The organism is Ideonella sp. (genome assembly GCF_041287625.1).
GTDB lineage: Bacteria > Pseudomonadota > Gammaproteobacteria > Burkholderiales > Burkholderiaceae_C > Ideonella.
Genome location: NZ_JBGGNH010000010.1, coordinates 67,291 through 91,369, shown reverse-complemented (window position 1 = coordinate 91,369; position 24,079 = coordinate 67,291). Strand labels below are relative to the sequence as shown.

General features: G+C 68.1%; 22 protein-coding genes. 9 read left to right on the top strand and 13 right to left on the bottom strand.

Features of this window, described 5'->3' with window-relative positions:
• The first annotated feature begins 104 nt into the window (after positions 1-104).
• Complete coding sequence (locus ACAH41_RS02540) at positions 105-425, top strand: hypothetical protein (RefSeq protein WP_325649126.1); 321 nt, start codon at positions 105-107, stop codon at positions 423-425.
• A 23-nt stretch (positions 426-448) separates the two neighbouring features.
• On the opposite strand, the gene ACAH41_RS02535 is transcribed toward ACAH41_RS02540, so the two are convergent.
• On the bottom strand, positions 449-955 hold the full coding sequence (locus ACAH41_RS02535; protein ID WP_325649128.1) for an endonuclease V: 507 nt from the start codon (positions 953-955) through the stop codon (positions 449-451).
• A gap of 115 nt (positions 956-1,070) precedes the next feature.
• Between ACAH41_RS02535 and ACAH41_RS02530 the strand changes: the two genes are divergently transcribed.
• Positions 1,071-2,753 (top strand): thiamine pyrophosphate-dependent enzyme, encoded by a 1,683-nt coding sequence (locus ACAH41_RS02530; protein WP_325649129.1) that lies wholly within the window; start codon positions 1,071-1,073, stop codon positions 2,751-2,753.
• A 60-nt stretch (positions 2,754-2,813) separates the two neighbouring features.
• Positions 2,814-3,482, top strand: coding sequence for an HAD-IA family hydrolase (locus ACAH41_RS02525; RefSeq protein WP_325649130.1), 669 nt, complete (start codon positions 2,814-2,816; stop codon positions 3,480-3,482).
• A gap of 16 nt (positions 3,483-3,498) precedes the next feature.
• On the opposite strand, the gene ACAH41_RS02520 is transcribed toward ACAH41_RS02525, so the two are convergent.
• Positions 3,499-4,548, bottom strand: a complete 1,050-nt coding sequence (locus ACAH41_RS02520) for a hypothetical protein (protein WP_325649131.1) — start codon at positions 4,546-4,548, stop codon at positions 3,499-3,501.
• 552 nt (positions 4,549-5,100) lie between these two features.
• On the opposite strand from ACAH41_RS02520, the gene ACAH41_RS02515 reads away from it, so the two are divergent.
• Complete coding sequence (locus ACAH41_RS02515) at positions 5,101-6,645, top strand: methyl-accepting chemotaxis protein (RefSeq protein ID WP_325649133.1); 1,545 nt, start codon at positions 5,101-5,103, stop codon at positions 6,643-6,645.
• Between the two features lie 87 nt (positions 6,646-6,732).
• Here ACAH41_RS02515 and ACAH41_RS02510 read toward each other — a convergent pair whose 3' ends face one another.
• The 5 genes from ACAH41_RS02510 to ACAH41_RS02490 form a co-directional block, all read right to left on the bottom strand.
• A complete protein-coding gene (locus ACAH41_RS02510) occupies positions 6,733-8,475 on the bottom strand; it encodes a DUF885 family protein (protein ID WP_325649134.1) in 1,743 nt (580 codons plus the stop codon).
• 102 nt (positions 8,476-8,577) lie between these two features.
• On the bottom strand, positions 8,578-9,342 hold the full coding sequence (locus tag ACAH41_RS02505) for a head GIN domain-containing protein (RefSeq protein ID WP_325649136.1): 765 nt from the start codon (positions 9,340-9,342) through the stop codon (positions 8,578-8,580).
• Between the two features lie 199 nt (positions 9,343-9,541).
• Positions 9,542-10,282, bottom strand: coding sequence for an arginyltransferase (locus ACAH41_RS02500; RefSeq protein ID WP_325649137.1), 741 nt, complete (start codon positions 10,280-10,282; stop codon positions 9,542-9,544).
• The gene (aat, locus tag ACAH41_RS02495) at positions 10,279-11,079 is read right to left on the bottom strand and encodes a leucyl/phenylalanyl-tRNA--protein transferase (RefSeq protein WP_325649139.1); all 801 of its coding nucleotides are present in this window, start codon (positions 11,077-11,079) and stop codon (positions 10,279-10,281) included. Before aat ends, ACAH41_RS02500 begins: the two co-directional genes overlap by 4 nt.
• A gap of 94 nt (positions 11,080-11,173) precedes the next feature.
• Positions 11,174-13,219 (bottom strand): sodium-translocating pyrophosphatase, encoded by a 2,046-nt coding sequence (locus ACAH41_RS02490; protein WP_325649140.1) that lies wholly within the window; start codon positions 13,217-13,219, stop codon positions 11,174-11,176.
• A gap of 345 nt (positions 13,220-13,564) precedes the next feature.
• Here ACAH41_RS02490 and ppa point away from each other — a divergent pair, with 345 nt between their 5' ends.
• The 4 genes from ppa (at position 13,565) to ACAH41_RS02470 (ending at position 18,951) form a co-directional block, all read left to right on the top strand.
• Positions 13,565-14,104, top strand: coding sequence for an inorganic diphosphatase (ppa, locus tag ACAH41_RS02485; RefSeq protein ID WP_325649141.1), 540 nt, complete (start codon positions 13,565-13,567; stop codon positions 14,102-14,104).
• A 169-nt stretch (positions 14,105-14,273) separates the two neighbouring features.
• Complete coding sequence (locus ACAH41_RS02480; protein ID WP_325649143.1) at positions 14,274-17,054, top strand: pitrilysin family protein; 2,781 nt, start codon at positions 14,274-14,276, stop codon at positions 17,052-17,054.
• A gap of 113 nt (positions 17,055-17,167) precedes the next feature.
• Positions 17,168-18,469, top strand: coding sequence for a putative zinc-binding metallopeptidase (locus tag ACAH41_RS02475; protein WP_325649164.1), 1,302 nt, complete (start codon positions 17,168-17,170; stop codon positions 18,467-18,469).
• Positions 18,470-18,522: 53 nt separating this feature from the next.
• Complete coding sequence (locus ACAH41_RS02470; RefSeq protein ID WP_325649145.1) at positions 18,523-18,951, top strand: low affinity iron permease family protein; 429 nt, start codon at positions 18,523-18,525, stop codon at positions 18,949-18,951.
• On the opposite strand, the gene ACAH41_RS02465 is transcribed toward ACAH41_RS02470, so the two are convergent.
• On the bottom strand, positions 18,920-20,098 hold the full coding sequence (locus ACAH41_RS02465; protein ID WP_325649147.1) for a GNAT family N-acetyltransferase: 1,179 nt from the start codon (positions 20,096-20,098) through the stop codon (positions 18,920-18,922). The two genes, ACAH41_RS02470 and ACAH41_RS02465, sit on opposite strands and share 32 nt — an antisense overlap.
• A gap of 185 nt (positions 20,099-20,283) precedes the next feature.
• On the opposite strand from ACAH41_RS02465, the gene ACAH41_RS02460 reads away from it, so the two are divergent.
• Positions 20,284-20,622 carry a P-II family nitrogen regulator gene (locus tag ACAH41_RS02460; RefSeq protein WP_141285632.1) on the top strand — a complete coding sequence of 113 codons (339 nt, stop codon included), beginning with the start codon at positions 20,284-20,286 and terminating at the stop codon, positions 20,620-20,622.
• Positions 20,623-20,655: 33 nt separating this feature from the next.
• On the opposite strand, the gene ACAH41_RS02455 is transcribed toward ACAH41_RS02460, so the two are convergent.
• From ACAH41_RS02455 to ACAH41_RS02435, 5 genes are all read right to left on the bottom strand, one after another.
• Positions 20,656-21,252 carry a TIGR00730 family Rossman fold protein gene (locus ACAH41_RS02455; protein ID WP_325649149.1) on the bottom strand — a complete coding sequence of 199 codons (597 nt, stop codon included), beginning with the start codon at positions 21,250-21,252 and terminating at the stop codon, positions 20,656-20,658.
• Positions 21,253-21,283: 31 nt separating this feature from the next.
• Positions 21,284-21,865 (bottom strand): RDD family protein, encoded by a 582-nt coding sequence (locus ACAH41_RS02450; protein WP_325649151.1) that lies wholly within the window; start codon positions 21,863-21,865, stop codon positions 21,284-21,286.
• A 48-nt stretch (positions 21,866-21,913) separates the two neighbouring features.
• The gene (locus tag ACAH41_RS02445; protein ID WP_370538151.1) at positions 21,914-22,684 is read right to left on the bottom strand and encodes a DUF3106 domain-containing protein; all 771 of its coding nucleotides are present in this window, start codon (positions 22,682-22,684) and stop codon (positions 21,914-21,916) included.
• A 108-nt stretch (positions 22,685-22,792) separates the two neighbouring features.
• The gene (locus tag ACAH41_RS02440) at positions 22,793-23,260 is read right to left on the bottom strand and encodes a DUF3619 family protein (RefSeq protein WP_325649154.1); all 468 of its coding nucleotides are present in this window, start codon (positions 23,258-23,260) and stop codon (positions 22,793-22,795) included.
• Positions 23,257-23,823 (bottom strand): RNA polymerase sigma factor, encoded by a 567-nt coding sequence (locus ACAH41_RS02435; protein ID WP_325649155.1) that lies wholly within the window; start codon positions 23,821-23,823, stop codon positions 23,257-23,259. Before ACAH41_RS02435 ends, ACAH41_RS02440 begins: the two co-directional genes overlap by 4 nt.
• Positions 23,824-24,079 lie beyond the last annotated feature (256 nt).

The following is a 24,079-nucleotide window of genomic DNA, read 5'->3' as shown; positions in this document are numbered from 1 at the left end:
CCCTTGTGCCGATGAGCGGGACTGATCCGATGCAGCTTGCCGGTTTGCAGTTTTGATCGGTCCTTCGCCGCCTCACAGCCCTTCAACAGACGCTGCCAGACGCCATGCCATCTTCTACCCGCACCTACGACCGCCGGCACCCCACTGCCGGCAATGAATCCCGCAGCGAGCTTCGCCGGGCCATCGTCATCCTCGCGGTAGCGGCGGGGGTGCTTTCGCTGCTGTTCCCGCTGAGCCGGTTCACCGCGGACTCCATGAACGCGGGCAACCGGCTGAAGGAGGAGTCCAATTCGTCGGCGGTGCTGGTCTGCACCAGCGGCACCATGGTGCACGGCGACGGCAGCCTGGCCGACTTCTTCACCGAAAAGGGGTACTTCCAGTGCAATGACTGGAAGATGGGCAACGGCGCACCCACTGCGCGCTGAGTCCCCACCGAGGGCGCGCAGCTTCAAGTTTCCACGCTGCCCTTGGCCAGCCTGGCCGCCAGCTTCATCAGCGTGGGCACTCGGCGCCTGCCGTGCATGGCCCGCACCCGGGCCTTGGCCGAACCGAGGTCCAGCCCCACACTGGTGATGACCAGCGGCCTGGCCTCTTCCTCGCGGTACAGCTCGAACTGCGCCGGTGTCTCGGCCATGGCCGTCTTCGACAGCCCGACCACCGCCGCCCGCCCGCCCAGTGCCTGGTAAAGCCGCTGGCCCAGGCCTGGCGTGTCCTGCGCGTCCAGGAACACGAAGCCATCGATCAGGATCACCTCGGGCTGCAGCGCGTGCTGGCGCAGCAGTTCCAGGATGCAATGCAGTTCGCGCAAGTCCGGCTCGCCGCGCGCCGGCTTGTCCAGCGCTGCCACGCGGGTCACGAAGGTGCGCTCGGCTTCGGCCGCGCCCCATTCGTCGAACGCCACGGCTGCGGCCTGGCCGCCGGTGCCATCAAGGTGAACATCCACTGCGAGTTTCATGGCCTGCATTGTGGTCCGGCGCAGGACTGATCCGACAGCCGAATCGGACTGCGCGAGGCGTCTGGCACGGGTTCGGCGGGGCAGCATCGACCGTTCACCGGAATGGAGACCACACATGGCCAAGACTGTTGGGGAATTGCTCACCGCGACCTTGGGCGACATTGGCGCGACGCAGGTGTTCGGCGTGGTGGGCGATGCGCTGAATCCCTTCACCGATGCGATCCGGCGCGACGAGCGCATGCGCTGGCTGGGCGTGCGGCATGAGGAAGGCGCGGCGCTGGCGGCGGCTGGCCAGGCGAAGCTGACCGGGCGGTTGGGTGTGTGCGCCGGCACGACCGGGCCGGGCGGCAACCACCTGCTGGCCGGGCTGTACGAGGCGCGGCATGATCACGCGCCGGTGCTGGCGATTGCCGGCGACGTGCCGACCTCGCTTGGCGGCATCGACCACCTGCAGGCGGCCGACCATGTGCAGGCGTTTCGGGACGCATGCCTGTACGCCGCGACGATCGCTTCCGCGGACGCCGCCCCGGCGCAGATCCACGAGGCGATTGCGACTGCCTACGGGCGCCGCGGCGTGGCGCTGCTGAACGTTCCGCAGGACGTGTTCGCCGCCAAGACGTCCAGGCCGGCGCGCAGCCCGGGCACGCTGCGCCCGCGGCCGGAAACGCTGCCGTCGCAAGCCGACATCGAGGCCGCAGTGCGCCTGATCGACGCGGCCAGGACCATCACGCTGTTCGTCGGCCACGGCGGGGCCGAGGCCAATGCCGAGGTGCTGGCGTTGGCGGACAGGTTGCAGGCGCCCATCGTGCACACCTACCGCGCGCTGGACCAGTTCGCCTTCGATGACCCGCGCGTGGTCGGCGGGCTGGGGCTGATCGGCTCCAAGGCCGGCTACGACGCGGTGCACGGCTGCGACCTGCTGCTGATGATCGGAAGCGACTATCCGTACAGCGAGTTCCTGCCGCAGAAGGCCACCGTGATCCAGGTCGACGAGCGGGCCTTTGCCATCGGCCGGCGCCTGCCGGTGACGCAGGCCGTCGTCGGTTCGTGCCGGCCGGCCGTGGCGGCGCTGCGCGAGCGGGTGCAGTCGCGCACGGATGCTTCTTTCCTGCACGGCCTGCAGAAGAGCTGGGCCTCGTGGCAGCAGATGCTGGCCGAAAAAGCCGACCCCGCGCGCAGCAAGGACCGCATCCATCCGCAGGCCCTGGCGCGCAGCGTGAGCGACCTGGCAGCGGACGATGCGGTGTTCTGCGTGGACACCGGCGAGGTCACGCTGTGGACCGCGAACTGGCTGCGGCCACGCGGCCGGCAGGCCATCACCGGCTCGTTCAACAACGCGGCCGTTGGCACGGCGCTGGGCATTGCCAATGGCGTGCAGGCACTGGATCCGCAGCGCCAGGTCATCGTGATGTGCGGCGACGGCGGCTTCGGCATGCTGATGCAGGAGTTCGCCACCTCGGTGCAGCATGGCTTGCCGCTGAAGGTGTTCGTCTTCAACAACGCTGGCTGGGGGCTGGTGCACCTGGAAATGGAAGACGCCGGGCTGCCGGCGTTCAAGAAGGGCGTGGGCATGCGCAACCCGGACTTCGCGATGTTCGCCCAGGCCTGCGGTGGCACCGGTTTCCGCATCACCCAACCCGGGCAGCTGGGCGAGACGGTGGCCCGCGCGCTGGCCACGCCGGGGCCGGTGGTGGTGGACGTGGCGGTGGACCCAGGCGAGATCCCGTCGATGCCGCACGTGGAGCTCAGCAAGGTTTGGAAGTTCGGGCTGGGCAAGGCGAGGGAGTGGCTGGGGTAGCACCAGGCCGTCACCGCCAGCCTCTAAGATCTCGGGGTTTCCACCCACCGGACGCCCCGCGTGACATTGACGCTGACGCAAAAGAAGTTCGCCGCCTTCCTGTTCGACATGGACGGCACCTTGCTCAACAGCATTGCGGTGGTGAACCGCGTGTGGGGCCAGTGGGCCGTCAAGCACGGGCTGGACCCGGTGGCGGTGGGCCACACGCTGCACGGCCGCCGGGCCATCGACACGGTGCGGGACTGGCAGACGCCGGGCATGGACGTGGACCTCGAAGCCGAGGCCATCCTGCAGGCGGAACTGGACGACGTGGTCGGCTTGGTGGAGATTCCGGGCGCCCAGGCCTTCCTGGCCGCGCTGCCGCCAGCGCGCTGGGCGCTGGTGACCTCGGCGCCGCGGGCGCTGGCGCTGCGCCGGGTGCACGCCGCGGGGCTGCCGCTGCCGGCGGTGGTCGTCACCGGCGACGACGTGGCCCATGGCAAGCCGGCACCGGACTGTTTCCTGCTGGCGGCAAAGCTGCTGGGTGTGGCGGCGCATGACTGCCTGGTCTGGGAGGATGCCCCGGCCGGCATTGCCGCGGCCGAGGCGGCGGGCGCTTCGGTGATGGTGATTGGCACCACGCATGCCACGCCAATGCAGACGCCGCACCCGGTGGTGGGCGGCTACACGCAGCTCAGCGTGGCGGTGGACGGAGACGGTTTGCTGCTGCGAGCCGTGACAGAAGGCTGAGCGGCCGCTCAGCCTCTCAGCCCCGCTGGCCGTCCACTGCGGGCGGCGGGGGCGGGCTGGGCGGCGGCGTGTTCGGCGCCTGGGCTTCGGGCAGTTTCAGGCCCACGTAGGTACCGGCGCTCAGGCCCATCAGCGTGAGGATGGACGGGTCCAGCTCCGGCATGGTCAGCCGGGTGCCAACGTGGACCAGGAACATCAGGCCCAGCGCCACCGTCATCACCAGCATCTGCAGCCGGTGGATGGTCAGGCCGTTGGCGTCGCTCAGCAAGTCGTGGAAGAACACGCCGGAGTTGCCGGCGTCGGCCTTGCGGTCGGACGCGACGCCGACCGAGGCCAGCGTGGTGGCGCTGGAGATGCCCATCAGCGCCAGCGCCTGGCCGCTGATCACCGGCATCTCGCCGGTCACCAGCCAGAGGAACACAAACGACGCGAAGACGATGGCGAACCACCAGGCCATCTGTGTCTTGGCCAGGCTGAAGGTGCGGTGGGCCAGCGGCGTGCCGGGCACCGCGCCGTCGCGCAGCAGGGCGGAAAAGCGGGCGAGGTAGATCAGCAGCGCCCAGACGTAGCCCACGATGGCGAAGGCCACGGGCGACCACCAGGCGAAGATGGCGAAGCTGAATTGCTGGCCGCGGGGGGAGAGGTGGGCGGTCTTGCCGTCTTCGTTGGTCTGCACCAGCTCGTAGCCCAGCGTGCGGCCGTCTTTCACCGAGCTCAACGGCTGGCCGAGGATCACGGTCCACACCGCTTGGTCGGCGTCAGCGGGCAGCTTGGTGTCGCCATGGTGGAACCAGAAGGTGGCGACCGGCTTGGGCCCGTCCTGGCAGCCGACTGCGCGCAGCCCGGTGTCCATGCCTTCGACCTTCAGCACCAGCTTGCCGGTCTCGATTTCGTCGCATGACGGCGATGCCAGCCGCTCGAACGACAGCATTTCGTTCACCCGCGGCTTCGCGTGGCCGGGTTGCTGCCCGCTCTTCCAGGCCACCGCCATCAGGCAGGCCACCAGCACGGCATAGAGCAGGCTGGCCAGGCCAATGCGCTGGCCGTGGGTCAAGGGTGTGGACATGGGGCGGTTCTCCCGGCGCGGGACGGCCGCGCAGCGGGGCGATGGTGGTCCGCCGGTCGCACGCGGGCAATCCTCCTTCTGAGGGACAAGGGCCAGGAGGCCCGTCCCGCGAGGACACAGAGGGGAACATCTGGCGTCGGTGCATCGAGCGACTGTTTTCACGCACAGCTGCGAGCTGAAGGTGCGGCCCGGGCAGGGTGCTGTCGTTTGCGGACGCGCAGATCGCATCCGTGGCCATTGCGCCGGGCTGCACGCGGGTCACCGCAATGCCAAGGACTTCGCCGACGTGCCCGGCCTGCGCTGGGTGAGCCGGTTCAGTCTCTGAATCCGCCGGGAAAATGCACGCGTCACGTCAAGGTGATGCGGCCGCCGTTTCAGTCCCCCTGTTGACGAGTCTTCCGTCTCGGTCACCGCTCGACATGCCAGGCTTCGCAGATGCGTGGATTTGGCCTCGCTTGTCGGGGTTTGGCCCCATGCAGCGGCACGGTGCAATGTCGATACCCGGCATACCGACGGCTGTGTGCCGTGCGGGACCGAACAAGGATGTAGACGATGAACTTGAACAATGTCTCCGTGTCGCGCAAGTTGTGGGCGACGATTCTGCTGCTGCTGGTGGCCGTGCTGTCGATCGCGGGGCTGACGCTTTGGCGGGCCGAGCTGGTGCGGCGCGAGTCGGTGGCGGCGCTGGCCGACACGCACGACATGATCGCCAAGTCGGTGTTGTGGAAGGGCTTGACCGAGGCGGCGGTGGCGCGGGGCATGGCGGTGTCGGTGAGCGGCGACCCGGCCTTGCGTGAGCTGTTCAAGGACAACCTGGCGAATGACGCGCCGCGCATCGCCAAGCTGCGCGAGGGCCTGGCCAAGCAGGCGCAGACGCCGGAAGACCAGGCTTTGCTGAAGACGGTGGGCGCCAACGGCAAGGCGCTCGTGGCAGCGAGCAAGAAGACGGGTGACCTGGGCGCGGCGGGCGACAAGGAAGGCGCCGCCGCGATGCTGAAGGCCGAGTACGCACCGGCCACGCTGACCTACCTGGCCAGCATCGAGCAGTTCGTGGACCTGCAGCGCAAGAAGGGCGAGCAGGCGCTGGCCGATGCGGACGCGGCGCAGCAGCGCATCGTTTTGCAGGGCAGCATTGGCGCGATCATCGTTGGCCTGCTGTCGCTGTTTGCGATCCATCGGCTGGTGGGTTCGATCCGGCTGCCGCTGCGGCGTGCCATTGAGGTGTCCAAGGCAATTGCCGCGGGCGACCTGACGCAGCAGATCGACGACCGCCGCGGCGATGAATTCGGCGAGCTGATGCGCGCGCTGAAGCACATGAACGGCGAGCTGGCGCGGGTGGTGGGCAATGTGCGGGCGTCGACCGACAGCATCGGTACCGCGTCGACCGAGATCGCCACCGGCAATGCCGACCTGAGCATGCGCACCGAGCAGACGGCTTCCAACCTGCAGCAGACGGCGAGCTCGATGGAGCAGCTGACCGGCACGGTGAAGCAGAGCGCCGAATCGGCCCACACGGCCAACCAGCTGGCCTCGTCCGCCGCGGAAGTGGCGCAGCGCGGTGGCGCGGTGGTGGCGCAGGTGGTGTCCACGATGGACGAGATCCAGCACAGCTCGCGCAAGATTGCCGACATCATCGGCACCATCGATGGCATTGCCTTCCAGACCAACATCCTGGCGCTGAATGCCGCGGTGGAAGCGGCGCGCGCGGGTGAGCAGGGCCGTGGTTTTGCGGTGGTGGCGAGCGAAGTGCGTTCGCTGGCCCAGCGTTCGGCCGAGGCCGCGCGCGAGATCAAGGCCTTGATCGGCAGCAGCGTGGACCGGGTGGAAGCCGGCTCGCGCCTGGTGCAGGACGCGGGCAGCACGATGAACGACATCGTCGCCAGCGTGAAGCGCGTGACCGACATCATCGGCGAGATCACCGCCGCCGCGCGCGAGCAGAGCGAGGGCATTGGCCAGGTCAACACCTCGGTGACCCAGCTGGACCAGATGACGCAGCAGAACGCCGCGTTGGTGGAGCAGTCCGCCGCGGCCGCCGAGAGCCTGCGCGAGCAGGCCGGCAGCCTGGCCGGCGTGGTTGCTCAGTTCAAGCTGCGCTGAGCGGCTTGTTTCTACCGAGCGCGTGTTGCATGGCGCTCAGCGGGCCGGGTGGCAGTTGAACTGCCCCCGGCCCGTTTTGCTTCCCGGTCAAAACCCTGGCACCGGCTCGCCCAGCATCTTGGCGCGGGCGAACACGTAGGGAATGGAGCCCATGGCCAGCAGTTCGTCGTTGAAGCGGCGCTCGGAGTACTGCGCGCCCATCTTCTTCTTGTATTCGGCCTTCAGCGCCAGGATTTGCTGCTTGCCGGCGAAGTAGCAGATCAGCTGGGCCGGCCAGTTGACGCTGCGCTTGATCTCCGGGTCCAGCTCGCCCTTGCCGGGTTGGGCTTCGTCCTTCCAGTCGGCCCCTTGCTGCAGCGTCCACTTGCCGGTTTCGACGTTCACGTCGTAGACCACGCGGCGGATGCGGAAGCGGTCGCTGCGCAGCACGTTGTATTGCGCGGCCAGCGAGTTGCCGAGGCCGCCTTGCTCCCACATCTCCTGCTCGGCATACAAGGCCCAGCCTTCGTTCTGCACGGCATCCTGGAACAGGTTGCGCAGCGGGTTGGGGTTCAGGCGGGCAATGCTGAGCTGCAGGTGGTGGCCGGGCACGCCTTCGTGCACCGCATACGGCCCCATGCCGGTCTCCCGGAACAGTGCGAGGCCGCGCACATTGCGCTCGCGCTCTTCCTGCGGCATGGCAGGGTTGAAGTGGCCGATGTTCCACCAGCCGACCTTGTCGTCGATGAAGGGCGGCGGCGGATTCATGCTGCCGCCGTCGCCGGTGAGCGGCACCATTGCGTCGGGCGTGACGCGGGCGCGGACCGGGCCGACCCCCGGCGGCACGGTGACAAAGCCGGCGGACTGGATCGCGGCCAGGTTCTGCACCTGGATCTGGTCGTGCAGCGCCAGCACCGCGGCCTGGTCCAGCGCGGCGGCCTGCTGCTTCAGCTCGGGCGAGAGCGGTCCGGGCGGCGGCAACTGCGGCTTGAGCCTGGCCATCTCCGCGTCGGCCGTGGCCAGCTTCTGCTCGGCCAGTGCCAGCAGCGCGGCCGGGTCCCAAGGCAGCAGGCTGGCGTGTTGCAGGCGCCAGGCGTAGTTCTCGGCGCCGACGACGGCATACGACTGCGCGAACTTGCCGTTCGCCAGTTGATGCCGGTAGGCGGCCAGCGCGGCGATGGCCGCATCGCCCTGCGGCACGGGCCTGGCCTTGAGCATCGCGATCATGCCCTCCAGCAGGCCTTGGGCAACTTCCGCGTCCACCTGCGTGGGCTGGCACAGCGCGCTCATTTCGCGGACCAGGTCCGGGATCTGGCCAGCGATGATGCCGAGCGCGTCGCTGCGGTCGGGCGCGTAGGTGAGGATGGCCAGGTAGCTGTTGGCCGTGGTTTCCAGCCACGCGCCAGGGCGGTGCAGGTACAGGCGCTCGACGTTGAGCTCGCGGTCCATGCGCTCGGCATTGGCATACACCCAGCGCAGGTCGATCTGCTGGTCCACCGGCCAATGGCGCCAGGGCAGGGCGCGCAACTGGGCCATGTCGGCGCGCAGGCGCTTGGTCAGGGCCGCGACGTGTTGCGGCGCGAAGGAGGGCAAGCGCAGGGCGTCGTCGACCAGGCCGGACTGGGAGGCGAAATCCGGCGTGTAGGCGGCCTGCACCAGCAACACGTCGCGGGCGATGGCAACAAAGCGCGGGTCGCCGGGGATCTGGATCTTGCCGATGCGCGGCGTGGCGGTGCTGGCAAGCGAGGCCGCAGGCAATGTGCCGGCGGGTGTCGCCTGGACAGGTGCTGCGGCAAAGGCGGAAAGCGCTGTTGCGAGCAGCCACGAAAGAGGCACAGAAGGTTTCGGCATGAGGTGAGCACAGTGAAGACGCACCGTGAACGATAGCCGAAGCGACTGCGCCTGCTGCTGCTTGCCCCAGCGCTGCGCCCGTGCCTGTCTCAGGGGCGCGGCCTATTTTGCCGGGCGCACGTCGCCCGAGCCCACCACGCTGCGGCTGACCTTGGGGTTGCCGGTGTAGCTGATGTCGCCGGAGCCGACGATCTGGCCGTTCAGCGTGTCGCTGGCGTTGACGCGGGCGTCGCCGCTGCCGGCGATGTTGGCCTTGACGTTGCGGGCTTGCAGGTCGAGTGCGTTGACGTCGCCGGAGCCGGCGATGTTGACGTCGAAGTCCGCGGCGCGGCCTTGCACTGAAACGTCGCCCGAGCCCGCCAGGTTGGTGCTCAGCTTGCCGAGCTCGGCATTGCGCAGCTTCACGTCGCCGGAACCGGCCAGGTTCAGCTGGAACTTGTCGCCCTTGACGGCTTCGATGCTGAGGTCGCCACTGCCGCGCGAGTCCACAGCAGTGAGTTGGGTGAACTCGACGGTGATGCGGGTCACGCCGTTGGTGCTGATGCTGGTGTGCGGCTTGTAGGTCAGGACCAGCGTGTCGCCTTCCACCGAGGTGACGATCAGCGACAGGATGTTGTCGTCCGCATGCACGGTGACCTTCTGGCTCGCACCCGGCTTGGCGACCACGTTCATGCTGCCTTCCAGCCGCAGCCGGGTGAAGCCGCCGACGCTGCGCACTTCATCGACCATCTTGCCCGAGCCCTGGACCTTGGTGCTGTTGCCAAAGCTGATGTCGATGGCATGCGCGGTGGCGGGTGCCAGCAGCGACAGCGGCAGGGCGGCGGCAGCCATCGCGGAAAGCGACAGCAGGAAGCGGCGGGAGGTCATGGGGTGGGCTCCTTCATCAAGACGTGGATGGTGCGCAGCGGCACATGCCGTGCCGCTGCGATGCCCGGCATGCTAGGTGACGCTGGCGAGTGCCAGACCGGCTTGCGACAGGCGGCCGCTGCCCGGGACGAAGCGTGGCATGGCGCCGACGAACTGCACGGCGGCCCGGCATCGGCGCACCACCCCGAGCCTGTGCCGGTCAGTCCGCGTCCTGCCAGACGCCGTCCAGCAGCAGCTGGTAGGGCTTGAACTGCACCTTGTAGGCCATCTTCGGGCTCTCGGCGATCCAGTAGCCGAGGTAGACGTGGCGCAGCTTGAGCTGCCGGGTCTGCTCGATCTGCCACATCACGCCGTAGGTGCCGTAGCTGGCTTTCTCGTCCGGGTCGTAGAAGGTGTAGACGGCCGACAGGCCATCGGACAGGATGTCGACGATGGAGACCATGCGCAGCAGGCCGGGGCCTTTGCCGTCGAGGTTGGGCTCGCGGAATTCGATCATGCGCGAGTTGACCCGGCTCTGCAGCAGGAACTGGGTGTACTGGTCCACGCTGTCCTGGTCCATGCCGCCGCCGGCGTGCCGGCCGGCCTGGTAGCGCAGGTACAGCTCGTAGTGCTCGGCCACGAAGCCCAGCCGCAGCACCCGGCTTTGCAGGTGGCCGTGGCGTGCCCAGGCGCGGCGCTGGCTGCGCGTGGGCACGAAGCTGGCCACCGGCACGCGCATCGGCTGGCAGGCCCGGCAGCTGTCGCAGTAGGGCCGGTAGGTGAACAGGCCGCTGCGCCGAAAGCCGTTGGCGACCAGCGCGGAGTAGGTCTCGGCGTGGATCAGGTGGCCGGGGGTGGCCACCTGCGAGCGGGCCTGCCGCTCAGGCAGGTAGCTGCAGTCGTAGGGCGCCGTTGCATAGAACTGCAGCGACGTGAACGGAAGCTCTTTCGGATGCGTCACGGTGCGGGAGAGGCAGGCGCGGCGAGGCCGGTGGTGAGCGACGGCTCGCTGGCCGACGGTTCGGCCAGTCCCAGCAGGCGCCAATGCTGCGGATCATAGGCCCAGCGCGGCGGCTCGGGTGCCGCCACGGTGGCGGCGAGATGGGCTTCGAACTCGGCCCGCGGCACCGGCCGTGCGCCCAGGCTGGCCAGGTGGCTGGTGTCCTGCTGGCAGTCGATCAGGCGGACCTGTTCGGCCCGGCAGAAGGCGACCAGCGCGGCCAGCGCGATCTTGGAAGCGTCGGTGCGGTGGGCGAACATGGATTCGCCGAACACCATGCGGCCCAGATTCAGGCAGTAAAGCCCGCCGGCAAGATGGCCGTCGATCCAGGTCTCGACGCTGTGCGCCACGCCCAGCCGGTGCAGGCGGACGTAGGCGTCGATCATCTCGGGCACGATCCAGGTGCCGGGCTGGCCGTCGCGCGGGGTGGATGCGCAGGCCTGGATCACGGCGCGAAAGTCGTGGTCGAAACGGATTTCGCAGCCCGGCGACGCGGCAAAACGCTGCAGCGTCTTGCGCAGCGAGCGCGAGAGCTTGAACTCCGCCGCCGGCAGCACCATGCGTGGGCTGGTGCTCCACCACAGCACCGGCTGGCCTGGCGCATACCAGGGGAAGATGCCGTGGCGGTAGGCCTCGCACAGGCGCTCTGGCGACAGCCCGCCGCCTGCGGCCAAGAGGCCAGGGGCGTCGCTGTCTTCCCCCAGCGCTCGCGCGGTGGAGGGAAACGGCATGTCGTCGGTCAGCCAGGTGATCTGCATCAGCGCCCAGGATAGCGCCGACCGGGGCTGTCGTGGCGCCCGGCGCGGGGCCGGGCGTGATCTCAGGCACTCATCTGAGCGGCAGATCAGCAGATCAGAGGAGCGGCACGATCAACAAGGCGACGATGTTGATGATCTTGATCAGCGGGTTGACGGCCGGGCCGGCAGTGTCCTTGTACGGGTCGCCGACGGTGTCGCCGGTGACCGCGGCCTTGTGGGCCTCGCTGCCCTTGCCGCCGTGGTGGCCGTCTTCGATGTACTTCTTGGCGTTGTCCCAGGCGCCGCCGCCGGTGCACATCGAAATGGCGACGAACAGGCCGGTGACGATGGTGCCCATCAGCAGCCCGCCCAGCGCGGCCGGACCGAGCGCCATGCCGACGACGACCGGCACGACCACCGGCAGCAGCGAAGGCACGATCATTTCCTTGATCGCCGCGGTCGTCAGCATGTCCACCGCGCGACCGTACTCGGGCTTGGCCGTGCCTTCCATGATGCCCTTGATCTCCTTGAACTGGCGCCGCACCTCGACCACCACCGCGCCAGCCGCGCGGCCCACGGCTTCCATCGCCATCGCGCCGAACAGGTAGGGGATCAGCCCGCCGATGAACAGGCCGACGATGACCCGCGGGTCGCTCAGGTCGAAGCTCACATGCAGCCCGCGGCCTTCCAGCGAGTGGGTGTAGTCGGCGAACAGCACCAACGCGGCCAAGCCGGCAGAGCCGATGGCGTAGCCCTTGGTCACGGCCTTGGTGGTGTTGCCAACGGCGTCCAGCGGATCGGTCACGGCACGCACGCTTTCGGGCATGTCGGCCATCTCGGCAATGCCGCCTGCGTTGTCGGTGATCGGGCCGTAGGCGTCCAGCGCGACGACGATGCCGGCCATGCTCAGCATCGATGTCGCCGCCGTCGCGATGCCGTACAGCCCCGCCAGCTGGTACGCGAAGAGGATGGCCAGGCAGACGAAAAACACCGGCCAGGCGGTGGAGCGCATGGACACGCCCAGGCCGGCGATGATGTTGGTGCCGTGGCCGGTGGTGGAGGCCTGGGCGATGTGCTGCACCGGCTTGTACTGCGTGCCGGTGTAGAACTCGGTGATCCAGACCAGCGCGGCCGTGAGCACCAGCCCCACCGCGCAGGCGCCGAACAGGCGCATGTGGGTGTTGGCGCCCAGCGCATCGGCCGGCATGAACATCGTCGTGACAAAGTAGAACGCCACCAGCGACAGCACGCCGGCCACCGCCAGCCCGCGGTAGAGCGCAGGCATCACGTTTTTCATGCCCGGCGAGGCCTTGACCACGCTGCAGCCGATGATGGAGGCGATGATGGACACGCCACCCAGCAGCAGCGGGTAGACCACCGCGGCCATCGGCGCCGCGGCCACCACCAGCGCGCCCAGCGACATGGTGGCGATCAGCGTCACCGCGTAGGTCTCGAACAGGTCGGCCGCCATGCCGGCGCAGTCGCCGACGTTGTCGCCCACGTTGTCGGCGATCACCGCCGGGTTGCGCGGGTCGTCCTCCGGAATGCCGGCCTCGACCTTGCCCACCAGATCGGCGCCGACGTCCGCCCCCTTGGTGAAGATGCCGCCGCCCAGCCGCGCGAAGATCGAGATCAGCGAGGAGCCGAAGGCCAGGCCCAGCAGCGGCTTCAGCGTGGCGCTGAGCAGCTCCGGCGAGGTCGTCAGGTTGCCGGTGATGAACATCAGGAAGATGCCCACGCCCAGCAGGCCCAGGCCGACCACCAGCATGCCGGTGATGGCGCCGCCGCGGAAGGCAACCTTCAGCGCCGGGCCGATGCCCAGCGTGGCGGCTTGCGCGGTGCGCACGTTGGCCCGCACCGAGATGTTCATGCCGATGAAGCCGCAGGCGCCCGAGAGCACCGCGCCGACCACGAAACCGCCCGCTGTCAGCGGCCCGAGGAAGACGGCGATCAGGATCGCCAGCACCAGGCCGACCACGGCAATCGTCTTGTACTGCCGGGCCAGGTAGGCGGCAGCACCTTGCTGCACCGCGGCGGCGATCTCCTGCATGCGCGGGTTGCCGGCGTCCTGTCTGAGAATCCAGCCTCGCTGGACAAACCCGTAAATCACGGCCAGCAGGCCACAGGCCAGCGCCATGTGAAGCGCCACGGTGTTGGACATCCAAGTCTCCTTCCGCTCACAGACCAAGAAAACGCCGGGCCGCCCCAAGTTTTCTGACCCCCCGCGGGGGGCGGGCTGGGCGCAGCCCGGCCCTGGGGGCACACACCAACATTGAGGACCTGCGCCCGGGTTCCAGGGCCCGCGTCGGGGCACTTCCCGGGTCGCCGGGCGATGCTAAGGGCAAGGGCGGCGGGCCGGCATGGTGTTTACCTGCGGTGGTACCCAGCGGCGGCTGTCGCCTGGCTGTCAGAGCCTGGCAAGAGCGGCTCCTTAGAATACGGGTTATCCCGCCGAGCGGTGGGCCAGCTTCAACCGCCCGAATTTCCCCACTCTTCGAGACAAATCATGAGCCTGCAGAAAGTGACCGCTGGTGCCAAGGCGCCCGACCAGTTCAACGTGATCATCGAGATCCCGATGAATGCCGACCCGATCAAGTACGAAGTGGACAAGGAAACCGGCGCGATCTTCGTCGACCGCTTCATGACCACCGCGATGCACTACCCGTGCAACTACGGCTACGTGCCGCAGACGCTGTCGGACGACGGCGACCCGGTGGACGTGCTGGTCATCACGCCTTACCCGCTGACGCCTGGCGTGGTCGTCACCTGCCGGCCCATCGGCGTGCTGAAGATGGAAGACGAAGCTGGCGGCGACGCCAAGCTGCTGGCCGTGCCGATCGACAAGGTGCTGCCCATCTACACCCACTGGCAAAAGCCCGAGGACATCAACCAGATGCGCCTGAAGGCCATCCAGCATTTCTTCGAGCACTACAAGGACCTGGAACCCAACAAGTGGGTCAAGATCCAGGGCTGGGAAGGCCCGGAGGCCGCCAAGGCCGAGATCGTGCACGGCCAGAAGCAATGGGTCGAAGCGCAGAAGGCCTGATAGCCGAAGCCTTTACCGGGCTGAGGTAACGTTGCCCGCTTCGGGCGCGCATGCCCGCCGGCCGCCACCCGCGGCAGGCAGGCGTGGGCACAGCAGAGAGAGCCGCCCCCGAGGCGGCTTTTTTGTGCCTGCGGCGCGCCGCCCTGCCTGCATCTGGAGATCCCTGTTGATGTCGCGTCGCCTTTCCTTGCGTTCACTGCGTTCCTTCACGCCTTCGGCCCTGGCCTGGGCCTGTGTCACCTTGCTGGCTGCGGCTGGCGCGCAGGCGGCGGCGCCTGCACCGGCCCCCAAGGCCGCGGTCGCGGGGCCGCTGGTCCCTGTGACCAAGGTCGAAGGCATCACCGAATTCCGCCTGCCCAACGGCTTGCAGGTGCTGCTGGCACCCGACGACGCCAAGCCGACGACCACGGTGAACCTGACCTACCACGTTGGCTCGCGCCAGGAGAATTACGGCGAGACCGGCATGGCGCATTTGCTGGAACACCTGATGTTCAAGGGCACGCCCACGCACCCCGCCGTGTGGGCCGAGTTCAGCAAGCGCGGGCTGCGGGCCAATGGCAGCACCTGGCTGGACCGCACCAACTACTTCGCCAGCTTCACCGCCAATGACGACACGCTGCGCTGGTTCCTGGACTGGCAGGCCGATGCGATGGTCAACAGCTTCATCGCCCGCAAGGACCTGGACACCGAGATGACGGTGGTGCGCAACGAGATGGAGCGCAGCGAGAACGATCCGTCCAGCATCCTGGAGCAGAAGGTGGTGTCGGCCATGTACGAGTGGCACAACTACGGCAAGAGCACCATTGGCGCCAGGGCCGACGTGGAAAACGTCGACATTCCGCGGCTGCAGGCCTTCTATCACCAGTACTACCAGCCGGACAACGCGACGCTGATCATCGCCGGCAAGTTCGACGCCAAGGCCACGCTGGCCTGGGTGCAGCAGGCGTTTGCCAAGACGCCCAAGCCGACGCGGGTGCTGCCCAAGCTCTACACCTTGGACCCGGTGCAGGAAGGCGAGCGCAGCGTGGTGCTGCGCCGCCAGGGCGGCACGCCGCTGCTGAATGCGGCCTACCCGGTGATGCCCGGCGCGCACCCGGACAGCGCCGCAATGACGCTGCTCGGCTCGGTGATGGGTGACGTGCCTGGCGGCCGGCTGCACCAGCGCCTGGTGACGACCGGCCTGGCGGCCGCGGTGGAATTCGACATGGCCCAGCTGTTCGATCCGGGCTTCATCGAGTTCCAGGCCAAGCTCTCGCCGGGCCAGGCCTGGGAGCCGACACGCGACAAGCTGCTGGCGACGCTGGAGTCGGTCGCGGCCGAGCCTGTCACTGCCGAAGAACTGGAGCGTGCCCGTGGCCGCTGGCTGAAGGGCTGGGAGCTGCGCTTCGCGAACCCGGAGAGCGTGGGCGTGGCCCTGTCGGAAAGCGTGGCACTGGGCGACTGGCGCATGTTCTTCCTGCAGCGCGACCGCATCAAGGCGGTGACGCTGGCGGACATCAACCGCGTGGGCGCCCAGCGCCTGCTGCGCGACAACCGCACACTGGGCATCTACCTGCCCGAAGAGCATCCGCAGCGCCCACCGGCGCCGCAAGCGGTCTCGGTGGCCGATCAGTTCAAGGACTACCACCCGGTGGCCGAGGTCGCGCAGGCCGAGGCTTTCGACGCCACGCCGGCCAACATCGAGGCCCGCACCCACTACAGCCAGATCGCCCCCGGCCTGAAGCTGGCGCTGCTGCCCAAGGGCACGCGCGGCGACCTGGTCAATGCGACGTTGGCGCTGCACCTGGGCGACGAGGCCTCGTTGAAGGGCCAATCCGACGCGGCCGAGATGATGGCCGCGCTGCTGGACAAGGGCAGCGCGACGATGAGCCGCCAGCAGATCCAGGACCGCCTGACCGCGCTGAAGGCCGAGCTGGTCTTCAGCGGCGGGCCAACCCGACTGCAGGCACGCATCGTCTCGCCCAAGGACAACCTGCCGGCGGTGATCGCGCTGATGGGTGAGCTGCTGCGCCACCCGGCCTTCCCGGCCGCGGCGCTGGAAGAGCTGCGCCAGGAAAGCCTGGCCAGCCTGGAGTCCCAGCGCAAAGAGCCGCAGGCCATCCTCAGCACCGAGCTGGCGCGCCGCGGCAACCCCTATCCGCGCGGCGACGTGCGCTACAGCGAGAACTTCGACGAGCAGGCCGAAGACCTGCGCGCGCTGACGCTGGAACAGGTCAAGGCCTTCCACCAGCGCTTCGTTGGCGCGGGCAAGGCGGAGTTCGCCGCGGTCGGTGCGATGGACGAGGCTGCGGTGAAGGCCGCGCTGGAGAAGGCGCTGGGCGGCTGGCAGGCGCAGCAGGCCTTCCAGCGCGTGCCGGACCCGCTGGTGCCGCGCAAGGGCGAGCGCCTGGTCTTCGAGACGCCGGACAAGCAGAACGCCTCGCTCTATGCCGTGCTGTCGCTGCCGGTCAAGGACGGCGATGCCGATGAAGCGGCGCTGCGCGTGGCCAATTTCATCTTCGGCCAGGGCGGCAATTCGCGGCTGTGGAAACACATCCGCGAGTCACAGGGGCTGAGCTACAGCGTGGGCAGCGGTTTGGCGCTGGACCCGCTGAACGCCAATTCGACCTTCTATGGCTTCGCGATCTTCGCGCCGCAGAACCGGGCCAAGGTGGAGGCAGCGTTCAAGGAAGAGTTCGACCGGGCACTGGCCGAAGGCTTCAGCGCCGCCGAGGTGACCCAGGCCCAGCAAGGCTTGCTGAACGCACGCCGGCTGGCGCGTGCCCAGGATGGCGCGCTGGCGGCCGGCCTTGCCAGCAACCTGTACCTGGGCCGCACCCAGGCCCAGTCCGAAGCGTTGGACAAGGCGATCGCTGGCGTCACGGCTGCGCAGGTCAGCGAGGCCTGGCGCCGCCATGTTCAGGCCGAACGCCTGCTGCTGGGCGTGGCCGGGGACTTCAAGGGCCAGTGACGGTGCGCTGCCCGCCGCCGCCAAAAAGCGGCGGCGGCTGACAAGCCGCGTGGCCTTCAGCGGGCAGCATCCCGCTGATGAGGAGCAACACCATGGCCACGCATTTCGACAGCATGACCGACAGGCTGAAAAGCGCCTGGAAGCCGTTCAAGCGGCCGACCACCCGGCGTGCCTACCGCTGCCAGTGCGGTCGCCCCATCTTCTTTCGCAACAGCGAGTGCCTGCACTGCCACACGCCACTGGGCTACGACCCGGCGTGTGCGCAGGTGCTGCCGCTGGCGCTGACCGAAGACGGCATTGCCTGGCGCCGCTTTGGCGGTGACGAGCACGCCACGCTGTACCGGCGCTGCGCCAACTTCCGCTCGGCGGCAGGCTGCAACTGGTTGCTGCCGATGCAGCCTTCGCCTGCCGCCGAATCGTCGCCAGGTGCCGCGCAGGAACTTGCGCCCGAGTTACCCGTCGTCGCGCATCCTGAAGCCGAATCTGCCGACGTCGAACCCCAGGTTCCGCCGCCGATGATGTGTGCCGCATGCCGGCTGAACCGCACGATTCCCGACCTCTCTCAGCCCGAAAACCAGCACCGCTGGGCGCAGGTGGAACTGGCCAAGCGGCGCCTGGTGTCACAGCTGATTGCACTGGGCCTTCGGGTGGTGCCCAAGACCGAAGATCCTGAACGCGGCATTGCCTTCGATTTCCTCGGTCGTGCGCCCGACGGCCCGCCGGTGATGACAGGACACGACCACGGCGTGATCACCTTGAACATCGAAGAGGCCGACGACGTGCGGCGCGAGCAGGTGCGCGCCGAGATGCGCGAGCCTTACCGCACGCTGCTGGGCCATTTCCGCCATGAGATCGGCCACTACTACTGGGACCTGCTGGTGGACGGCACCGGCTGGCTGCCGCACTTCCGCGCGCTGTTCGGCGATGAGCGGCTGGACTACGCCGCTGCGCTGAAGGCCAACTACGAACAAGGCCCGCCGCCGGACTGGCCGCAGCGCTTTGTCAGCGCCTATGCCAGCACCCATCCGTGGGAAGACTGGGCCGAGACCTGGGCCCACTACCTGCACATGGTAGACACGGTAGACACCGCGTTGAGCTTCGGCATCGACGCCGACGAGGTCGAACTGGAAGCCGACCCCTGGACCCGGGAATCGCTGTGGCAGCCCGAGCATCCTGGCGCCGCGGCCTTCCTCGGCTTCCTGAATGCGTGGGTGGAGTTGACGGCGGTGGTCAACGAGATGTCGCGCAGCATGGGCCAGCACGACTTCTATCCCTTCGTGCTGCCGCACGTGGCCGTGGCCAAGCTGCAATTCATCCACCTGGTGGTGCAAGGCAGCGAGCCGCCCCCCGCGCCGCCGGAGGCCGAGCCGGCCGCGACAATCGGTGCGCAGCCGCAAGCAGAACTTGCGGGCTGAACCGGCCCTTTCCTGTCGTTCACCTGGGCGCTGCCTGCAGCGCATGCATTGCCATGAGCCTTTCGACCGTCTTCCAGCACTTCGCCAACAAGACTTCGCGGGCCGCTGGCCAGCCGATGACTTTTGTCGGCGCCGTCAGCGTGATCGTCCTGTGGGCGATGTGCGGGCCGATGTTCGGCTACAGCGACACCTGGCAGCTGATCATCAACACCAGCACCACCATCGTCACCTTCCTGATGGTGTTCCTGATCCAGAACACGCAGAACCGCGACGGCGAGGCGATGCAGATCAAGCTCGACGAGCTGATCCGTGCGGTCAAGGAGGCCAACAACGCGATGATCGACCTGGAGCAGCTGGACGAGGCCGAGCTGGACCGGCTGCGCGAGACCTACATCCTGCTGGCGCAGAAGGCGCGCCGCGGCGTGCAAGCCGGCAAGGACAGCGCCGAGATCATTCAGGAACAGCTGGACGAGGAGCCTTGAACGGGTCGCGCTCGCGCAGCTCGTCCATGTAGGCGCCCATGCCTTCGGTCTCACGCGCCAGGAAGTCCTCCACCGCCGCCGAGAATTGAGGGTGCGCCAGCCAGTGCGCGGACGCCGTGGCCACCGGGAGCAGGCCGCGCGCCATCTTGTGTTCGCCCTGCGCGCCGCCTTCGAAGCGCGCAAAGCCCTGGGCAATGCACCACTGCAGCGGCTGGTAGTAGCAGGCCTCGAAATGCAGCTGCGGGACATGCGCCACGGCGCCCCAGTAGCGGCCCCAGGCGCTGCGGCTGGCACGGTCGATGGCCAGCAGTGAAGCGGCGATGGGCTGGCCTTCGCGCTCGGCGATGAACAGCAGCCAGTGGGTTGGCATGGTGGAAGCCATGCGGTGGAAGAAGTCGCGTGTCAGGTAAGGCGTGGAGCGGTGCTCGGCATAGGTCTGCTGGTAACAGCGGTAGAAGAAGTCCCAGTCGGCTTCGGTGATCTGCCCGCCTTCCAGCGTGCGGAACGAGATGCCGGCTTCGGCCACGCGGCGGCGCTCCTGCTGGATCTTCTTGCGCTTCTCGCGCTGCAGGCTGGCGAGGAAGTCGGCGAAGTCTTCGAACAGCCCATCCGGCCCGCTGCGGTTTTCCCAGTGGAACTGCACGCCGCTGCGCAGCATCCAGCCGGCGGCGCGGGCGGCGGCCTGTTCGTCTGCGTCCAGGAACAGCAAGTGGGCGGAGGACAGCTGCTGCGCTTGGGCGAGCTGGCGCAGCGCGGCCAGCAGCGCCGAGCGGGCCGGCGCATCCACTGCCAGCAGGCGGCTGCCAGGCACTGGCGTGAACGGCACCGCGGTCAGCAGTTTGGGGTAATAGTCCAGCCCGTGGCGCTGGTAGGCGTCGGCCCAGGCCCAGTCGAACACGTACTCCCCATACGAGTGGCCTTTGAGGAAGGCGATGGTGGCCGCAACCAGTTGCTCGCCACGCTTCAAGCCCAGCCACAGCGGTGCCCAGCCGCTGGCCTCGGTGGCGCTGCCGGACTGCTGCAGCGCGGCCAAATAAGCATGGCGCATGAAGGGTGTGGGCTGGGCCTGGCGGGCGAGCAGGGCGTCCCAGTTGGCGGCGTCAAACTCGGCTGGATCGGTGTGGATCGCCAGCGTGTAGTCATTCATCCGGGAGCTCATTCGGGCGGGCGCCGCTGCGTGGTGGCTTGGGGCTGGAGGAGCAGGAACATCTGCGCGCGATCTTAGGCGTAAGTCCTATTCCCTGCGGGTCACCTGCCGGGCTTACGTGCGGGGTTCCATGCTTAAATCAAGCCCAGCATTCGCCATTCGGCGTTGGCACCATGGAGAAGGTCATGAAGCAGATCACCGCCATCATCAAACCGTTCAAGCTCGAAGAGGTTCGGGAAGCCTTGGCCGAGGTGGGGGTGTCAGGGCTGACCGTCACCGAAGTCAAGGGTTTTGGCCGCCAGAAGGGCCACACCGAGCTGTACCGGGGTGCCGAGTACGTGGTCGACTTCCTGCCGAAGGTGAAGGTCGAGGTGGTGGTCAAGGATGTGGATGTCGATCGCAGCATTGAAGCCATCGTGAAGGCGGCCAAGACCGGCAAGATCGGTGACGGCAAGATCTTCGTCACGGCGATCGAGCAGGTCGTGCGCATTCGCACCGGCGAGACCGACGAATCTGCGGTCTGACACCACACCTGCCGCGCGCAGCCGGCGCGGTTTTCAGATGCGGCTGAAGTCTTCGCGCCGCGTGCTGTTGACACTGGCCGCCGCGATCCGGTTCAAAAGCGCTTGCGGGTCGGCCTGCACCTGCAGCAGTGCCTGCTGGCCGGCGTCTACAAAACCGCTGGCCTCGGTCTGTTGCAGGAACCCCAGCAGCAGGTCGTAGAAACCGCTCACGTTCAGCAGGCCGATCGGTTGGTCGTGGTAGCCCAGGTGGCGCCAGGTCCAGACCTCGAACAACTCTTCCAGAGTACCCAGGCCGCCGGGCAGCGCGATGAAAGCATCGGCCGCTTCCGCCATTGCCTGCTTGCGGGCATGCATGGTCGGCACGACGACCAGCTCGGTCAGCCCCGTGTGGCCCACCTCGCGCGCCTCCAGCCGCTGCGGGATGACACCCAGCACCGAGCCGCCGGCCGCCAATGCGGCGTCCGCCACTTCGCCCATCAGGCCCACCCGGCCGCCGCCATACACCAGCCGCCAACCGCGCTCGGCGATCGATCGGCCCAAGGTGCGAGAGGCCTCGGTGAAGGCCGGGTCATCGCCGTGGCGCGAGCCGCAGTAGACGCAAACGGAAAATGGGCGAATGGCGGTCGTCATGGGACGAAGCGTACCGCAGCTGTGCTGCGGCTCAGGCGGCGGGCGAGGGGGCTGGCTTGACCTTGGCGCCCGTCGGCTTGGGCCGCCAGGTGATGAGCCGTGTGCTGCAGACCGCGTCGTGCCAGAACTGGCGCTGCGGGTGCAGCCGTGCCAGCGCGGCGTAGCCGGCAACGCCCGCCAGCAGCACGCCGAAGATGGCCGGGCCATGCAGTCCGCCAAAGTGCGCCGCGGCCAGTGCGGGTGCGAACCACAGCCAGGCCAGCGCAAAGCGGGCCAGCGCGCGAAGTTGGCTGACGGGCCGGCCGGCCGTGTCGACCAGCCGCACATGCCAGGCGCGCATGGCCACGGTCTGGCCACCATGGGACCAGAACCAGGTGAAATAGATGGCCAGCACGGCCAGCAGGAACAGTTGCAGCCCGGTCACCCCGATGCGCGCGTCCCTCATCTGCGTGAGCGTCGAATACAGCCAGCCGGCCAGCATCACCACGCCAAACAGCAGCACGCCTTCGTAGGTGAGCGCCGCGAGCCTGCGGAGGACGGAAGGGGTTTGCAGCGCTGCAGCAGGCGCTGGAGCGGATTCGGGCTGAGGGGAGGCGGCTTGGGCGGTTGTCACGGCGGCAGGCTGGGCGGGCGGCCTGGAGTGGCCGCGGGTCGCCGCAGTTTAGCGGCCGTCGCCGTTGCCGCCGTTTCGGCCGCGCTGCTGGGCGCCGCCTGGCCCGCGTTTGGGCAGCAGCGTCGCGCGATCGACCCGGTCTGGCCGCGTGTTGATCTTGGGCTGGCCGACCTGCTGGTGCGCCGGCGGCGGCGGGTTGCGCGTGACCAGGGACGTGGTGGCGCCGCCGGCGCTGCCCTGCACGGTGGACGGGCTGACCGGCTGTTGCAGCGGCCGGTCGGGGCGTGCGTTGACGATGTTGGACTTCGGCGCCTGCGCGTCCATCGGGGCCATGCGCAGCGAGCGCGCGCCGGTTGGTGCCTGCGGCGGATTGCCGGCGGCTGCGCGACGCGCAGCCAGCGCTTTCCGCTCTTCGCTCGGCAGTGCCTGGTAGGCTTCCCAGTCGGCGCGCCTGTCAGTGGCCGAGAGCTGCTTGGACTGCTGGTAGTTCTGCCGGGCCGCACTGCGCTGCTGCGGGCTCATGCTGGACCACTCGCCCATGCGCTGCTGGATGCGCTCCTGCTGCTGGGGCGACATCTTCGGAAAACGCGAGGCCACTTCCATCCACTTGGCGCGGTTTTCGGCCGGCATGCGGCTCCAGTCCTTTCCCAAAGGCGCCAGGACGTCGCGCTGCGCGCTGCTCAAGCTGTTCCAGCTCGGGCCGCCGCTGCTGCCGACATCGTCCGGCTGTGCCTGCACCACCCATGGCGACAGGCTCAGCAGGGCGGCCAGCAGCGCAGCGCGCCACAAAGGCCGGGTCGAGGAAGCGGGGTGGGTCAAGGGCATCTCGGCTTGAACTGCTCAGCGGGGTTCAGGAAGTGGTGGGAAGGAAGCAGCGAGGCTGGGCCGGCCGCGTCCACCGCACAGGCGGTGGCAGGCGCACAGCGATTAGTTGTGCTGGTTGGCCTTCAGGAACTCGGCAAAGCCGGGATCGCTGTAGGCATCGGGCGGCAGGTCATCGGTCAGCAAGGCGGTGTCCAGGTCGGCCGTGGCGACAACCTGGGCGCGGTCATGCAGGCTGTCGATCGTGACCAGGCCGGCCAGCAGCAAGACCAGCGGCAGCGCGGAGGCGAAGCGGAACAACCACGGCGAGTGGCCGCCGAGCATCCCGGCGCCGCCACGCGAAGATTTGCCAACCAGCACCGTGGCGCTGGCGGCTTGCGTCTGCGCCTTGCGGCCGGCCATGGCGCGCGCCAGCGCCTGCTCGCGGGCGAAACGCAGGCGGGTGTCGATGTCGTGTGTCGGCGCACTTTGCGCACGCTCGCTGAGCGCCGCGGTGACACGCAGCCCGAAGCGGGCTTCAATGCCAGCGCTGTCGCGAAGCTGTTCGGCGGGGCGGGAAGAAGGGGTCTTCACAGCGTTATTCCCTTGGCTTTCAAAGATTTGGCCAGTGAATGCACGGCCCGCGAGCAGTGGGTCTTGACGCTCCCTTCGGAGCAGCCCATCACACTCGCGGTTTCCGCGACGTCCATTTCCTCCCAGTAACGCAACAGGAAGGCCTCTCGTTGACGGCCGGGCAGCTGCGCCACCTCCAGCTCGATCAGGTGCAAGATCTGTTCCCTGCCGACGGTGTCAGCAGCGCTCTCCGAGCCCATGCTGCCCTCGACGGTTTCCAGCATTTCGAGCAGGTCGAAATCGCCGTCCTCGCCATGGCTTTCGAACTCCGACAGGTTGGTCATCACCGCGCTGCGCACCTTGCGGCGGCGGAACCAGTCCATCGTGGCGTTGGACAGGATGCGCTGGAACACCAGCGGCAATTCGGCGGGAGGACGGTCGGCGTACTTCTCGGCCAACCGGATCATGGCGTCCTGCACGATGTCCAACGCAGCGTCTTCATCTCGCACGGTATAGACCGTGCGCTTGAAGGCGCGCTTTTCGACGCTCTTGAGGAAATCTGAGAGTTCTTTGTCGGAGGCCAAGGCTGCGGAGGGCGTGCTGAGGCACCCGTCTGAGGACGTGGGATTATGTCACTGCACCTTGTCTTCCCTGGGGGCGCCAGGTCAGCACCGCGTTAACAATGCAATAATGCGCCTTCGCACTTGGTGCGACTTGGTCTCAGGCTGCCCCGACCGCGGGTGCAGCAATTGTTGATCGCGCAGGTCCCAAATCCGTCTCACGAGGATGCGAGGAGGGGCACCGAAGGTTTTTCGTCAGAGAAATTCACAGAGGTTCGAA

Bases quoted from the DNA above. Each gene is read 5' to 3' on its own strand.
- ACAH41_RS02540 (WP_325649126.1), top strand. From the start codon at position 105: ATGCCATCTTCTACCCGCACCTACGACCGCCGGCACCCCACTGCCGGC.
- ACAH41_RS02535 (WP_325649128.1), bottom strand. From the start codon at position 955: ATGAAACTCGCAGTGGATGTTCACCTTGATGGCACCGGCGGCCAGGCC.
- ACAH41_RS02530 (WP_325649129.1), top strand. From the start codon at position 1,071: ATGGCCAAGACTGTTGGGGAATTGCTCACCGCGACCTTGGGCGACATT.
- ACAH41_RS02520 (WP_325649131.1), bottom strand. From the start codon at position 4,548: ATGTCCACACCCTTGACCCACGGCCAGCGCATTGGCCTGGCCAGCCTG.
- ACAH41_RS02515 (WP_325649133.1), top strand. From the start codon at position 5,101: ATGAACTTGAACAATGTCTCCGTGTCGCGCAAGTTGTGGGCGACGATT.
- ACAH41_RS02510 (WP_325649134.1), bottom strand. From the start codon at position 8,475: ATGCCGAAACCTTCTGTGCCTCTTTCGTGGCTGCTCGCAACAGCGCTT.
- ACAH41_RS02505 (WP_325649136.1), bottom strand. From the start codon at position 9,342: ATGACCTCCCGCCGCTTCCTGCTGTCGCTTTCCGCGATGGCTGCCGCC.
- aat (WP_325649139.1), bottom strand. From the start codon at position 11,079: ATGCAGATCACCTGGCTGACCGACGACATGCCGTTTCCCTCCACCGCG.
- ACAH41_RS02490 (WP_325649140.1), bottom strand. From the start codon at position 13,219: ATGTCCAACACCGTGGCGCTTCACATGGCGCTGGCCTGTGGCCTGCTG.
- ppa (WP_325649141.1), top strand. From the start codon at position 13,565: ATGAGCCTGCAGAAAGTGACCGCTGGTGCCAAGGCGCCCGACCAGTTC.
- ACAH41_RS02480 (WP_325649143.1), top strand. From the start codon at position 14,274: ATGTCGCGTCGCCTTTCCTTGCGTTCACTGCGTTCCTTCACGCCTTCG.
- ACAH41_RS02475 (WP_325649164.1), top strand. From the start codon at position 17,168: ATGACCGACAGGCTGAAAAGCGCCTGGAAGCCGTTCAAGCGGCCGACC.
- ACAH41_RS02470 (WP_325649145.1), top strand. From the start codon at position 18,523: ATGAGCCTTTCGACCGTCTTCCAGCACTTCGCCAACAAGACTTCGCGG.
- ACAH41_RS02465 (WP_325649147.1), bottom strand. From the start codon at position 20,098: ATGAATGACTACACGCTGGCGATCCACACCGATCCAGCCGAGTTTGAC.
- ACAH41_RS02460 (WP_141285632.1), top strand. From the start codon at position 20,284: ATGAAGCAGATCACCGCCATCATCAAACCGTTCAAGCTCGAAGAGGTT.
- ACAH41_RS02455 (WP_325649149.1), bottom strand. From the start codon at position 21,252: ATGACGACCGCCATTCGCCCATTTTCCGTTTGCGTCTACTGCGGCTCG.